The 13,372-nt window shown below is 62.2% G+C and carries 12 protein-coding genes; 7 read left to right on the top strand and 5 right to left on the bottom strand.

The features are described 5' to 3' along the window. Positions 1-157: 157 nt before the first annotated feature. The 5 genes from rarD to V8689_RS02790 form a co-directional block, all read right to left on the bottom strand. Positions 158-1,042, bottom strand: a complete 885-nt coding sequence (gene rarD, locus V8689_RS02770; RefSeq protein ID WP_056783927.1) for an EamA family transporter RarD — start codon at positions 1,040-1,042, stop codon at positions 158-160. Positions 1,043-1,225: 183 nt separating this feature from the next. Continuing rightward, positions 1,226-2,200, bottom strand: a complete 975-nt coding sequence (locus V8689_RS02775; protein WP_003194811.1) for a serine/threonine protein kinase — start codon at positions 2,198-2,200, stop codon at positions 1,226-1,228. 161 nt (positions 2,201-2,361) lie between these two features. Beyond that, complete coding sequence (locus tag V8689_RS02780; protein ID WP_056783930.1) at positions 2,362-4,260, bottom strand: PhoX family protein; 1,899 nt, start codon at positions 4,258-4,260, stop codon at positions 2,362-2,364. Positions 4,261-4,339: 79 nt separating this feature from the next. Continuing rightward, positions 4,340-5,104, bottom strand: coding sequence for a TOBE domain-containing protein (locus tag V8689_RS02785; RefSeq protein ID WP_056783932.1), 765 nt, complete (start codon positions 5,102-5,104; stop codon positions 4,340-4,342). A gap of 58 nt (positions 5,105-5,162) precedes the next feature. Next, the gene (locus tag V8689_RS02790; protein WP_056783934.1) at positions 5,163-5,900 is read right to left on the bottom strand and encodes a ComF family protein; all 738 of its coding nucleotides are present in this window, start codon (positions 5,898-5,900) and stop codon (positions 5,163-5,165) included. Positions 5,901-5,992: 92 nt separating this feature from the next. Here V8689_RS02790 and bioB point away from each other — a divergent pair, with 92 nt between their 5' ends. From bioB to V8689_RS02825, 7 genes are all read left to right on the top strand, one after another. Continuing rightward, the gene (gene bioB / locus V8689_RS02795) at positions 5,993-7,048 is read left to right on the top strand and encodes a biotin synthase BioB (protein WP_434520679.1); all 1,056 of its coding nucleotides are present in this window, start codon (positions 5,993-5,995) and stop codon (positions 7,046-7,048) included. A 145-nt stretch (positions 7,049-7,193) separates the two neighbouring features. After that, positions 7,194-8,375, top strand: coding sequence for an 8-amino-7-oxononanoate synthase (gene bioF / locus V8689_RS02800; protein WP_056783937.1), 1,182 nt, complete (start codon positions 7,194-7,196; stop codon positions 8,373-8,375). Beyond that, positions 8,368-9,099 (top strand): alpha/beta fold hydrolase, encoded by a 732-nt coding sequence (locus V8689_RS02805; RefSeq protein WP_056783938.1) that lies wholly within the window; start codon positions 8,368-8,370, stop codon positions 9,097-9,099. Before bioF ends, V8689_RS02805 begins: the two co-directional genes overlap by 8 nt. Then, positions 9,092-9,904, top strand: coding sequence for a malonyl-ACP O-methyltransferase BioC (gene bioC, locus V8689_RS02810; protein WP_056783942.1), 813 nt, complete (start codon positions 9,092-9,094; stop codon positions 9,902-9,904). The genes V8689_RS02805 and bioC overlap by 8 nt, the downstream gene beginning before the upstream one ends. After that, on the top strand, positions 9,901-10,581 hold the full coding sequence (gene bioD, locus V8689_RS02815; protein ID WP_047711931.1) for a dethiobiotin synthase: 681 nt from the start codon (positions 9,901-9,903) through the stop codon (positions 10,579-10,581). Before bioC ends, bioD begins: the two co-directional genes overlap by 4 nt. A 107-nt stretch (positions 10,582-10,688) precedes the next feature. Beyond that, positions 10,689-10,970 (top strand): hypothetical protein, encoded by a 282-nt coding sequence (locus tag V8689_RS02820; RefSeq protein WP_020302162.1) that lies wholly within the window; start codon positions 10,689-10,691, stop codon positions 10,968-10,970. Between the two features lie 323 nt (positions 10,971-11,293). Further along, the gene (locus tag V8689_RS02825; RefSeq protein WP_056783945.1) at positions 11,294-13,099 is read left to right on the top strand and encodes a phenylacyl-CoA dehydrogenase; all 1,806 of its coding nucleotides are present in this window, start codon (positions 11,294-11,296) and stop codon (positions 13,097-13,099) included. Positions 13,100-13,372 lie beyond the last annotated feature (273 nt).

Here is a 13,372-nt window from a genome sequence, read left to right on the forward strand (position 1 = left end):
CAGGCCACGCCCGGCGGGCATCTGCGCAAGTTGAGCAAAAAACGAGCAGTTTCAAGGGCTTGTGCACAAATGGCGGGGATCAGGTTGTGGATAACCTTGGGGTGGAACGCTGCAAGCCACGAATGCTGTGGCTTGCAGAGGTTTGTACGTTATTTGATCAGCGTTTGCGCACGGTCAGCCAGGCATCCAGGCTGTACACCACCAGCCCGGCCCAGATAAAGGCGAAGGCAATCAGCGTGCTCGGTGCCAGGTGTTCACCGAACAACAGCACGGCTTCGAGCAACACCAGCGTCGGCGCCACATACTGCAAAAAGCCCAGGGCGGTGTAGGGCAAATGCCGTGCAGCGGCGTTGAAGCACACCAGGGGGATCAGCGTCACCGGGCCTGCGGCCACCAGCCACCAGGCCTCGGAGGTGCTCCAGAACGCCAGTTGCGCGCTGTGGGCGGTGGGGTTGAACAGCAACCAGGCGATGGCAATGGGTACCAGCATCCAGGTTTCCACCACCAGCCCTGGCAGCGCCTTGACCGGCGCCTGCTTGCGGATCAAACCGTAGAAACCGAACGTCAATGCCAGCGCCAGCGACACCCACGGCAGGCTACCGACCTGCCACACCTGCTGCGCCACACCCGCCGCTGCCAACCCGACAGCCACCCATTGCAAGCGACGCAGGCGCTCGCCGAGAATCAGCATCCCCAGCAGCACATTCACCAGCGGGTTGATGTAATAACCCAGGCTGGCTTCAAGCATGCGCCCGGTGTTCACCGACCACACATAGGTCAGCCAGTTAGCGGCAATCAACGAACCACTGAGGGCCAGGATCGCCAGACGCTTGGGGTTGTCGCGCAGCTCGCGAAACCAGCCGGGGTGTTTCCACACCATCAGCAACAGCCCACCGAACAGCGCCGACCACAACACGCGGTGCACGATGATCTCGGCAGCGGGCACGCTGGCGATGGCTTTGAAGTAGAGCGGGAACAGACCCCAGATGACATAGGCGCTCAGGCCCAGGATGTACCCCTTGCGAGGGTTGGCGGCTTGCATTGCAGAATCCTTGCTTAGGCAGCTAACAAAGCGCAATTGTAAGGATATTTGTCAGACAACGCTCGTTCCCACGCTCTGCGTGGTAACGCCGCCTTGGACGCTCTGCGTCTGCTCTTAAATCGTGACGCGGAGCGTCACAGGATGCGCGCCCACGCAGAGCGTGGGCGCGATCATGGAACGTGTTCAGAAGAGCTTCAGCGGTTCTTCATTGAGCGCCGACAGTTGCTCGCGCAACGCCAGTACCTGGTCACCCCAATACCGCTCGCTGCCAAACCACGGAAAGCTATGGGGGAAGGCGGGGTCGTCCCAGCGTCGCGCCAGCCAGGCACTGTAGTGCATCAGGCGCAGGGCGCGCAGCGGCTCGATCAGCGCCAGTTCGCGGGGGTCGAAGTCGTGGAACTCCTGGTAGCCGTCCATCAGCTCCGAGAGCTGGCCGAGGCATTCCTGGCGGTCGCCCGCCAGCATCATCCACAGGTCTTGCACCGCCGGGCCCATGCGGCAGTCATCCAGGTCGACGATATGGAACATCTCGTCGCGGCACATCATGTTGCCGGGGTGGCAGTCACCGTGCATGCGGATGTTCTTGTGCGGGGTGGCCTTGTAAACCTCTTCCACACGCTTGAGCAAGTCGCGGGCCACGGACTCGTAGGCCGGCAACAGGCTTTTGGGAATGAAGTTGCCTTCAAGCAGGGTGGTGAGGGAGTCATGACCGAAATTCTTCACCCCCAGGGCTTCGCGGTGTTCGAACGGGCGGGTGGAGCCTACGGCGTGCAAACGCCCGAGCAGTTGCCCAAGCCGATAAAGCTGATCGAGGTTGCCAGGCTCCGGCGCGCGGCCGCCACGGCGGGGGAACAGGGTGAAGCGGAAACCTGCGTGTTCGAACAGGCTCTCGCCGTTGTGGACCAACGGGGCGACCACCGGTACATCGCACTCGGCCAGTTCGAAGGTGAAGCGGTGTTCTTCCAGGATCGCCTCGTTGGTCCAGCGCTGGGGGCGATAGAACTTGGCGATCAGCGGTTCGGCGTCTTCGATGCCCACTTGGTACACGCGGTTTTCGTAGCTGTTGAGGGCTAGAACCCGCGCGTCGCTGAGGAAACCGATGCTTTCGACGGCGTCGAGCACCAGGTCTGGGGTGAGTGTTTCAAACGGGTGGGCCATGCGAACTCCTGCGCGCAGCAGGGCGCCGCGTCCGGCCGGGTATGGTAACAGCATAGATAGGCGGTGGCTGTGCGGACGCCTTCGCAGGCAAGCCAGCTCCCACACTGGCATGTATTTACACATCGAGATGTGGGAGCTGGCTTGCCTGCGATAGCGGCCTATCAGGCGCCTACGATCCCACCATCATCCCGCCGAATTGCCATCACCGACGAACGCGGCTTGCCGTTAGGCAGGTGTTCCGGCCAGGTCGAACCACCGGTTTCCCCTGGGTGTTGAATACCCACGAACAGCGTCTTCTGGTCCGGCGAAAAACTGATCCCCGTCACCTCACACGCCACCGGCCCCACCATGAAGCGACGGATTTCACCGGTGCTCGGGTCGGCACACAGCATCTGGTTATTGCCCATGCCCGCAAAGTCGCCAGCGTTGCTGTAGTCGCCATCGGTGAGGATCCAAAGACGCCCGGCTTTGTCGAAGCCCAGGCCGTCGGGGCTGTTGAACATGTTTTGCGGGTTGATGTTGGACGAGCCGCTCTTGGGGTTACCGGCATGTACGCCGGGGTTGCCGGCCACCACGAACAGGTCCCAGGTGAAGTCCGTGGCACCGTGGTTATCGGCGTCGGCTTTCCAGCGCAGGATCTGGCCGTAGACGTTTTTCTCCCGTGGGTTTGGCCCGCCCACCGGCTGGCCCTCTTCGCCGCGCTTAGCGTTGTTGGTCAGGGTGCAATAGACCTGGCCATCGGTGGGGCTGACCACGATCCATTCCGGGCGGTCCATGCGTGTGGCTTTCACCACGCTGGCGGCCAGGCGCGCGTGAATCAGCACCTCGGCCTGGTTGGCGAACCCGCTGCTGGCGTCGATGCCATTTTTGCCATGGGTGAGTTCAACCCACTGGCCTTTGCCCTTGGGGTGGTCGGCGTTGCCGTCGCCCGCGTCGAAGATCGCCACGTACAAGGTGCCGTGGTCGAGCAGGTCTTTGTTGGCCTTCGGGTTGGTGTGGTTGATCTGATCGCGGCTGACGAACTTGTAGATGAACTCACCGCGTTCATCGTCGCCCATGTACACCACGGCGCGGCCGTCACGGGTTTCGGCGAGGGCTGCGTTCTCGTGCTTGAAGCGCCCCAAGGCCGTGCGTTTTACCGGGGTGGATTGCGGATCGAACGGGTCGATTTCCACCACCCAGCCATGGCGATTGAGTTCGTTGGGGTTCTTGGTCATATCAAAGCGCGGGTCGTGCTGATGCCAGTTGATGTCCTTGCTGGCGGCCACCACGCCGTAGCGCTTCTGCCCGGCGTCGAAGGTTTGCTGCGGGTTGCTGCTGCCAAAGCAATCGGTGAAGTTTTCTTCGCAGGTCAAGTAGGTGCCCCACGGAGTCTTGCCGTTAGCGCAGTTCTGAAACGTGCCGAGAACTTTTTTGCCGGTCTTGTCGGCGCTGGTTTTCAGCCAATCATGGCCGGCAGCAGGGCCGCTCAAGCGGATCGGTGAATTGCCGTGGATGCGCCGGTTGTAGCGCGAGTCCTGGACGAACTGCCAGGTGTCACCCTGGCGCCGCACTTCGATCACCGACACGCCTTCGCTGGCCAGGGCCTTGCGCACGTCTTCGGCAGATTGTGGCGCGCCGCCGTGGGCGTAGAGGTAACGGTAGTTGGTGTATTCGTTGTTGATTGCCATCAGCGCGCGGTTGTCGTCACCGGGGAATGGAAACAGGCTCATGCCGTCGTTGTTGTCGCCGAACTGCTGTTCCTGGGCCTTGGCGGTGCCATGGCCGGTCGGGTCGAAAGCTGGGGCGTTCTTGTGTAGGGGCTGGCCCCAACTGATCAGCACCGAAGCGCTGTAGCCCGGTGGCAGGGTGATGGTGTCACTGGTGGCGGCGGCGATGCTGGTAAACCCCAGCAGCGGGCTGGCGGAAGCGGCATTCACGGCCAGGGCGCTGCGGCTCAGCAGGTTACCGCCGAGGAACATTGCGGCGCCGCACAAGGCGCCTGCGCCGATAAAGCGACGGCGGGTCAGGCCCACCATCTGTTCAAGGTCGGTGGCTTGGTTTTCTTCTAATAGGCTCATCACAGGCTCCTTAAGGTTTTTGCAGACACCTTAAGCAGCGCTTGTGACCGAATTGTTGCAGCTTGAAGACGCGGGCCCGTTACACCGGGGTGCCGAGCAATACATGGCTGGGTGCAAACTGCACGCGGATCGGCTGGCCCTGCGCTGCGTCGATGGCCTTGAGTGCGACGGGCTGCGCCAGCGCGCACAACACTTGGCCGTTGGGCAGGGCGATACGCACCTCGCTGGGGCCGTCTTCGGCGGCGAGAATGGTCTCGATCCTGCCTCCCAGGCAATTGTGTCCAAGTGTTTCAGCTTGCCCCTCCGCCAGTAATTCCAGCCATCCGGCCTTGATCAGCGCGACCACTTCCACGCCAGTCTGCAGTTCCAGGCGCAGGGTGCTGTCGTGGGTAATCTGTGCGTCGAGGTGCAGACCGCCGGCCAGTTGCAGGCGGATCATGTCGTTGTGGCCATGGCTCTCTATAGCGCTGACCTGGCCGTGCAATTGGTTGCGCGCGCTGGTGCGCAGCATCAAGCGGCCCAGCAGGTTGAAGTCGCTGGCCGCTTCGTCCGAGCCAAGGATCTCGGCCTGTAGCAGTTGCAGGCGCTGATAAAGGCGCAGCACCCGTTCACCTTCTTGCGTCAGTTTGGCGCCGCCACCGCCCTTGCCGCCGACGCTGCGTTGCACCAGCGGTTTTTGCGCCAGGTTGTTCAGCTCATCAATGGCGTCCCAGGCGGCCTTGTAACTCAACCCGGCACTCTTGGCCGCACGGGTGATGGAACCCTGCTCGGCGATGTGCCCCAGCAAGGCAATACGCTGGGGGCGGCGGATGATGTGTTGGTTGAGAGGGCTGGGCACAGACATGGCAGATACGCTTGGGTGAGATGCGCCGACGTTGCCGCGCTGGCGCAGGGGAGTCAAGTCAGCTGCCGGGTTTGGGCGTACGGGCCAGGCAATACACGTCCACCTGGCGGGCGCCGGCATTGATCAACAAGCGCGCCAGGCTGTGGGCCGTGGCGCCGGTGGTGAGGACGTCGTCTACCAGCGCCAGATGTTGCCCGGCGACCTGGATGCCGGGAGCCAGGGCGAAGGCGTTGAGCAGGTTGCGTTTGCGGGTTTTGGCATCGAGGTCTTGCTGCGCCACGGTTTCATGGGGGCGCAACAGCGCATGCTCATCAAAGGGAATGTCGAGGGCGTGACTGAGCCAGCGGGCCAGCATCAACGCTTGATTAAAGCCGCGTTCGCGCAGACGTTTGCGCGCCATGGGCACCGGCAGCAGGCAGTTGGGGCGCTCCAGTTCGGCGTTATCGAGGCGATGTTGCAAGTGCTGCCCCAGCAGGCGCGCCAACAGATGCCCCAGCGGCCAACGCGCCTGATGCTTGAAGCGGCTGATCAGGGTGTCCACGGGAAAGCTGTAGGTCCATGGCGCCACCACTTGGTGAAAGGCCGGAGGCTGTTTTTGGCACTGGCCGCAGATCAACCCATCCATGGGCAAGGGCAGGGCGCAGCGTTCGCATTGTTCCATCAGCCACGGCAATTGTGTTTCGCAGGCGCTGCACACGGCCTCGGCCGATTCGGTGCATTCATCGCAAATCAGACAGGGCTGTATACTTTTTAACCAGATGTAAACCTGGTTCTTGTGCTTGGGTTGACAGTGCATGGATCTTCCTTAAATATGCCGAGCATCCGTGTCGTGCCTGTGGGTATTGCCCTTCCCACAGCGCTTGCCAAAGCATAATCAAGGAATCGCCCATGAGCGCCAGCACCTCTGCCACCCTGCGTCACGATTGGTCTTTAGCTGAAGTCAAAGCCCTGTTCGTGCAGCCCTTCAACGACCTGTTGTTCCAGGCGCAGACCGTGCACCGCGCGCATTTCGACGCCAACCGCGTGCAGGTCTCGACCCTGTTGTCGATCAAGACCGGCGCCTGCCCGGAAGATTGCAAATATTGTCCGCAGTCGGGCCACTACAACACGGGCCTGGAAAAAGAGAAGCTCATGGAGGTGCAGAAGGTCCTCGAAGAGGCCGCGCGCGCCAAGGCCATCGGTTCGACGCGTTTCTGCATGGGCGCGGCATGGAAACATCCGTCGGCTAAAGACATGCCCTACGTGCTGGAAATGGTCAAAGGCGTGAAGGCCATGGGCCTGGAAACCTGCATGACCCTCGGTCGCCTCGACCAGGACCAGACCGAAGCCCTGGCCCAGGCCGGCCTGGACTACTACAACCACAACCTCGACACCTCGCCGGAGTTCTACGGCTCGATCATCACCACCCGCACCTACAGCGAGCGCCTGCAAACCCTGACGTACGTGCGTGATTCGGGGATGAAGATCTGCTCGGGCGGCATCCTCGGCATGGGCGAATCTCTCGATGACCGCGCCAACTTGCTGATCCAACTGGCCAACCTGCCGGAGCATCCGGAATCGGTGCCGATCAACATGCTGGTGAAGGTAGCGGGTACGCCGTTGGAAAACGCCGATGACATCGACCCCTTCGATTTCATCCGCATGCTGGCGGTGGCGCGCATCCTGATGCCGCAGTCCCACGTGCGCCTGTCGGCCGGCCGCGAAGCCATGAACGAGCAGATGCAGGCCCTGGCGTTTTTTGCCGGCGCCAACTCGATCTTCTACGGCGACAAACTGCTGACCACCGCCAACCCCCAAGCTGACAAAGACATGCAGTTGTTCGCACGCCTGGGCATCCTGCCCGAAGCCCGTGAAGAGCATGCCGACGAAGTGCACCAGGCGGCGATCGAGCAGGCGTTGGTGGAGCAAAAGAGCAGCGAGCAGTTCTACAACGCTGTGGTGTAACCACCTTTGGATGCATTCCAGTGTGGGAGCTGGCTTGCCTGCGATGACGGCGGCACTTTCAGCATAGAAGTGTCAGAAGAACCGCTATCGCAGGCAAGCCAGCTCCCACATAGGACCCAGTTGAACCTGTTGAATCGAGGCCAGCATGTCTTTCGATCTCGCCGCGCGCCTCGCTGCCCGCCGTGCCGACCATCTTTACCGCCAGCGCCCCTTGCTGCAGAGCCCCCAAGGCCCGCACGTGGTGGTGGACGGGCAACCGTTGTTGGCGTTCTGCAATAACGATTACCTGGGCCTTGCCAATCACCCGCAAGTGATCGAAGCCTGGCGCGCCGGTGCGTCCCGTTGGGGCGTGGGCGGTGGTGCTTCGCATTTGGTGGTGGGCCATGCCACACCGCACCATGAGCTGGAAGAAGCCCTGGCTGACTTGACCGGTCGCCCGCGTGCCTTGCTGTTCACCACCGGCTACATGGCCAACCTCGGCGCGGTCACGGCGCTGGTAGGGCAGGGCGATACGGTATTGGAAGACCGGCTTAACCACGCGTCCTTGCTGGATGCCGGTTTGCTGTCCGGTGCGCGTTTCAACCGCTACCTGCATAACGACGCGGGCAGCCTGGCCAAGCGCCTGGAGAAAGCCACCGGCAATACCTTGGTGGTCACCGACGGTGTGTTCAGCATGGACGGCGACCTCGCCGACCTGCCCGCGCTGGCCCGTGAAACCCGGGCCAAAGGTGCCTGGCTGATGGTGGATGACGCCCATGGCTTTGGCCCGCTGGGCGCCAACGGCGGCGGTATCGTCGAGCATTTCGGCTTGAGCCAGGACGACGTGCCCGTGCTGGTTGGCACCTTGGGCAAAGCCTTCGGCACTGCGGGGGCTTTTGTGGCCGGCAGTGAGGACTTGATCGAGAGCCTGATCCAATTCGCCCGCCCGTATATCTACACCACCAGCCAACCACCGGCCCTGGCCTGCGCCACCCTCAAAAGCCTAGAACTGCTGCGCAGTGAACATTGGCGCCGCGAGCACCTCAACGCGTTGATCCGCCAGTTCCGCCATGGCGCCGAGCAGATAGGCCTGGCGTTGATGGACAGTTTTACGCCGATCCAGCCGATCCTGATCGGCGACAGCGCCCGGGCACTGCGCCTGTCGCAGATGCTGCGCGAGCGCGGCCTGATGGTGACCGCCATTCGCCCACCGACCGTGCCCGCCGGCAGTGCTCGATTACGGGTGACATTGACGGCGGCCCACAGCGAGGCGCAGGTGCAGCTACTGTTAGACGGGTTGCAAGCGTGTTTTCGCTTGTTAGACGCCTCGGAGCCCGGCTATGCGTAATCGACTGATCCTGCTACCGGGCTGGGGCCTGGGTGTGTCACCGCTGGAGCCGTTGGCCGCTGCGCTGCACGGCCTGAACGAGCATTTGCAGGTACAGATCGAACCCTTGCCAGCGCTTGAGGCCAGCGAACTTGGTGAATGGCTCGACGAACTCGATGCGACGCTGCCGGACAACGCCTGGCTTGGGGGCTGGTCGCTGGGCGGCATGCTCGCGTCCGAGTTGGCGGCGCGCCGTGGCGAGCGGTGCTGCGGTTTGCTGACCCTGGCGAGCAACCCGTGTTTCGTCGCCCATGATGGCTGGCCTCACGGGATGCCTGCCGAAACCTTCGATGCATTCTTGGCCGGCTGTCATGCTGATTCCCAAGTCACGCTCAAGCGTTTTGGCCTGTTGTGCGCCAAGGGTGCCGAAGACCCACGCGGCTTGTCGCGGTTGTTGGTCAGCGGCGCGCCGAAAACCTCCCCCAGCGTGTTGATGCCCGGCCTGGAGTTGTTGGCCCAACTGGATACGCGGGCGGCGTTGCAGGCTTTTCGCGGGCCGCAGTTGCACCTGTTTGCCGGCTTGGATGGGCTTGTGCCTGCCGAAGCCGCCAACGACCTGCTGGCCTTGCTCCCCGATGTAGAAATCGGCCTGATTGAACAGGCCGGTCACGCGTTTCTTCTGGAAGACCCTCACGGAGTAGCCGGGGCTATCCAGGCTTTTTTGCATGAGTGTGTTGATGACTGACCTATCCCACCCTCCCTTGCCTGGGGGCTTGCCGGACAAGCGCCAGGTCGCAGCCTCGTTCTCCCGTGCGGCGGCCAGTTACGACAGCGTGGCCGAGTTGCAGCGTGCGGTCGGGCATGAACTGCTCAGCCGCTTGCCGCACGGCCTGGTGCCCCAGCGTTGGCTGGACATGGGCTGTGGCACGGGTTACTTCAGCCGCGTATTGGGTGAGCGTTTGCCCGGTAGCCAGGGTGTGGCGCTGGACATTGCCGAGGGCATGCTCAACCACGCGCGTCCACTGGGTGGCGCTGCGCATTTCGTGGCTGGCGATGCAGAACGTTTGCCGCTTGCAGCGGACAGCTTCGAGCTGCTCTTCTCCAGCCTCGCGGTGCAGTGGTGCGCCCATTTTGATGCGGTGCTCAGCGAAGCCCAGCGTGTGCTGCGACCAGGTGGCGTGCTGGCCTTTGCCAGCCTGTGCGTAGGCACTCTGGATGAGTTGCGCGAAAGTTGGCGGGCGGCGGATGGCCTGGTCCACGTCAATCGCTTCCGCACCTTCGAGTCTTATCAGCAACTGTGTGCGGCCAGTGGTTTGCGCGTGATCAGCCTGGAGCGACAGCCCCACGTATTGCATTACGCGGATGTGCGCAGCCTGACCCATGAGCTCAAGGCATTGGGCGCCCATAACCTCAACCCAGGCCGCCCGGGAGGGTTGACGGGCCGTGCGCGGATTGTCGCGTTGGTAGAGGCCTACGAGCAGTTCCGCCAGGCCCAGGGCCTGCCCGCCACGTACCAAGTGGTGTATGCCGTACTGGAGAAACCGCTATGAGCGCCGCTTACTTCATCACCGGTACAGACACCGATGTTGGCAAAACCACCATCGCCGCCGGCCTGTTGCATGCCGCCAGGCTCGCCGGCAAAAGCACGGCCGCCGGAAAGCCGGTGGCGTCGGGCTGCCAACTGACGGCCAAGGGGTTGCGCAATGCCGATGCCTTGGCGTTGCTGGCCGAATGTTCCGTGCCGCTCAGTTATGCCGAGGTCAACCCGGTGGCCTTCGAGCCGGCTATCGCGCCGCATCTGGCAGCGCGCGAGGCGGGCGTCGGGCTCACGGTGCAATCGCTGCTCAAGCCGATGCAGCAGATTCTGGCACGGGGCGCGGACTTCACCTTGATCGAAGGGGCGGGCGGTTGGCGCGTGCCCTTGGCCGACCAAGCCAACCTGTCGGACCTGGCCATGGCACTCAAGCTGCCGGTGATCCTGGTGGTAGGCGTGCGCCTTGGATGCATCAGCCACGCGTTGCTCACCGCCGAAGCCATCGCGCGGGATGGCTTGCCGCTGGCGGGCTGGGTGGCAAACATCATCGACCCTAAGACCTCCCGTCTGGAAGAAAACCTCGCCACCCTGGCTGAGCGCCTGCCCGCGCCGTGCCTGGGGCGAGTGCCGAAACTCAAGCATGCCGGGGCCGCCGCAGTGGCCGAGTACCTGGAGCTGGACCTGCTTGACTGATTTTGGCTATCGCTAAGGCAATATGCCATTAGTGTTTTTGACGGGCCTTTTGCCAGGATGTCTGGTTCAATCGGGCTTCACGATTTTCTCAAAGGCAGGCTTACGCCATGGACATCTCTGGAAGCAGCGCGTTTTATTCGGGCCTGAGCACCATTCAGACCGGGCAGAACCGCGTCGACCAGGCGGCCGGCAAGATTGCCAGCGCCGCGACCACCCAGCCATCGGCCGCGCAAAGCGACCGTCTGCAAGCCAATGACCGCGCCCAAGCGTCCAACTCGGCGAGCAACATGGTGGAAATGGCCCAGGGCAAGTTTCAAGTCGAGCTGGGGGCGAAAGTCGCCAAGGCTTCGGACGAAATGCTCGGTACGTTGATCGATACCTACGCTTAACGTCGCTATCGCACGCCCGCTCTTCTGTGGGAGCTGGCTTGCCTGCGATAGCATCAACGCGTACTGCCTGATACACCCTGGCGTCTGCATCGCAGGCAAGCCAGCTCCCGCAGTGGTTCTGCGACATTCTGCTCTTCCTTAAATCATGAGGCATCCCGCCGCAGGCCTTGCCGTGTCTGGCGCTGACCCGCGTCAAGACAAACGGCATCTGGCCGACGCTTGACAACCCTGGGTCGTAAACGTATGTTTCAAACACCTGTTTGACCGCCATAACAAATCCACGCGGTTGTTCATCCCAGTTACATCAGCAGAGGTTTATCGCTATGCCTGACTACAAGGCCCCCTTGCGTGATATTCGCTTCGTTCGTGACGAACTGCTCGGTTATGAAGCGCACTATCAGAGCCTGCCGGCTTGCCAGGACGCTACCCCGGACATGGTCGACGCCATCCTCGAAGAAGGCGCCAAGTTCTGTGAGCAAGTACTGGCACCGTTGAACCGCGTGGGCGACATCGAAGGGTGTACCTGGAGTGAGTCAGGCGTTAAGACCCCAACAGGTTTCAAAGAAGCCTACAAGCAATTCGTCGAAGGCGGCTGGCCAAGCCTGGCCCACGACGTGGAGCACGGTGGCCAAGGCCTGCCGGAATCCCTGGGCCTGGCTGTGAGTGAAATGGTCGGCGAAGCCAACTGGTCGTGGGGCATGTACCCTGGCCTGTCCCATGGCGCGATGAACACCATTTCCGAGCACGGCACCCCCGAGCAGCAAGACGCTTACCTGACCAAGCTGGTGTCGGGCGAATGGACCGGCACCATGTGCCTGACCGAGCCACACTGCGGCACCGACCTGGGCATGCTGCGCACCAAGGCCGAGCCTCAGGCTGACGGTTCCTACAAAGTCTCCGGTACCAAGATCTTCATCTCGGCCGGCGAACACGACATGGCCGACAACATCGTCCACATCGTACTGGCCCGCCTGCCGGACGCACCGGCTGGCACCAAAGGTATCTCGCTGTTTATCGTGCCCAAGTTCCTGCCCAACGCCGATGGCTCGGTGGGCGAGCGCAACGCGGTCACCTGTGGTTCCCTGGAACACAAAATGGGCATCCACGGCAACGCCACCTGCGTGATGAACTTCGACGCGGCCACCGGTTTCCTGATCGGCCCGGCGAACAAAGGCCTGAACTGCATGTTCACCTTTATGAACACCGCTCGCCTGGGCACCGCGCTGCAAGGCCTGGCCCACGCCGAGATCGGCTTCCAGGGCGGCTTGAAATATGCGCGTGATCGCCTGCAAATGCGCTCCCTGACCGGCCCCAAAGCACCGGACAAAGCCGCTGACCCGATCATCGTGCACCCTGACGTACGCCGCATGCTGCTGACCATGAAAGCCTTCGCCGAAGGTAACCGTGCGATGGTGTACTTCACCGCCAAGCAAGTGGACATCGTCAAGTACGGCACCGACGACGAAGCCAAGAAACAGGCCGATGCCCTGCTGGCTTTCATGACTCCGATCGCGAAGGCGTTCATGACCGAAGTCGGTTTTGAATCGGCCAACCACGGGGTGCAGATCTACGGTGGCCACGGCTTTATCGCTGAGTGGGGCATGGAGCAGAACGTGCGCGACAGCCGCATTTCGATGCTGTACGAAGGCACCACCGGCATCCAGGCGCTGGACCTGCTCGGCCGTAAAGTGCTGATGACCCAAGGCGAAGCGCTCAAGGGCTTCACCAAGATCGTGCACAAGTTCTGCCAGGCCAACGAAGGCAATGAAGCGGTTAGCGAGTTCGTGGCACCGCTGGCAGCATTGAACAAAGAGTGGGGCGAGTTGACCATGAAGGTCGGCATGGCCGCGATGAAAGACCGTGAAGAAGTCGGCGCCGCTTCGGTGGACTACCTGATGTACTCCGGCTACGCGTGCCTGGCTTACTTCTGGGCCGACATGGCACGCCTGGCCGCCGAGAAACTGGCCGCCGGCACCAGCGAAGAGGCGTTCTACACCGCCAAGTTGCAGACTGCGCGCTTCTACTTCCAGCGCATCCTGCCGCGTACCCGCACCCACGTGGCAACCATGCTGTCGGGCGCCAACAACCTGATGGACATGAAAGAAGAAGACTTCGGCCTGGCTTACTAAGCCTTACCGGGTCCTTGAAAAAACCGCCGCCTCCCTCGGGACGCGGCGGTTTTTTTTGCACTCCTGTAGGAGCGAGCTTGCTCGCGAAGGTCGCTAACGATAATGCGGGCGGCCTGATTAAACGCGGTGCCGGTGATATTTTCGCGAGCAAGCTCGCTCCTACAGGGGGGCGAGTTAAAAAACCGCAGTGATGCACTCAGGGATTGCGATGAGCTGCCGTTACAGTGATGGCAATGTGATACATGCCCGGTCGGTTTTGCTTAACTGACCGCT

The organism is Pseudomonas sp. AK181 (assembly GCF_051122975.1).
In the GTDB taxonomy this organism is placed as follows: Bacteria; Pseudomonadota; Gammaproteobacteria; order Pseudomonadales; family Pseudomonadaceae; genus Aquipseudomonas; species Aquipseudomonas lactis.

Coding starts and splice junctions, on each gene's coding strand:
- rarD (WP_056783927.1), bottom strand. CDS start 1,042: ATGCAAGCCGCCAACCCTCGCAAGGGGTACATCCTGGGCCTGAGCGCC.
- V8689_RS02775 (WP_003194811.1), bottom strand. CDS start 2,200: ATGGCCCACCCGTTTGAAACACTCACCCCAGACCTGGTGCTCGACGCC.
- V8689_RS02780 (WP_056783930.1), bottom strand. CDS start 4,260: ATGAGCCTATTAGAAGAAAACCAAGCCACCGACCTTGAACAGATGGTG.
- V8689_RS02785 (WP_056783932.1), bottom strand. CDS start 5,104: ATGTCTGTGCCCAGCCCTCTCAACCAACACATCATCCGCCGCCCCCAG.
- V8689_RS02790 (WP_056783934.1), bottom strand. CDS start 5,900: ATGCACTGTCAACCCAAGCACAAGAACCAGGTTTACATCTGGTTAAAA.
- bioB (WP_434520679.1), top strand. CDS start 5,993: ATGAGCGCCAGCACCTCTGCCACCCTGCGTCACGATTGGTCTTTAGCT.
- bioF (WP_056783937.1), top strand. CDS start 7,194: ATGTCTTTCGATCTCGCCGCGCGCCTCGCTGCCCGCCGTGCCGACCAT.
- V8689_RS02805 (WP_056783938.1), top strand. CDS start 8,368: ATGCGTAATCGACTGATCCTGCTACCGGGCTGGGGCCTGGGTGTGTCA.
- bioC (WP_056783942.1), top strand. CDS start 9,092: ATGACTGACCTATCCCACCCTCCCTTGCCTGGGGGCTTGCCGGACAAG.
- bioD (WP_047711931.1), top strand. CDS start 9,901: ATGAGCGCCGCTTACTTCATCACCGGTACAGACACCGATGTTGGCAAA.
- V8689_RS02820 (WP_020302162.1), top strand. CDS start 10,689: ATGGACATCTCTGGAAGCAGCGCGTTTTATTCGGGCCTGAGCACCATT.
- V8689_RS02825 (WP_056783945.1), top strand. CDS start 11,294: ATGCCTGACTACAAGGCCCCCTTGCGTGATATTCGCTTCGTTCGTGAC.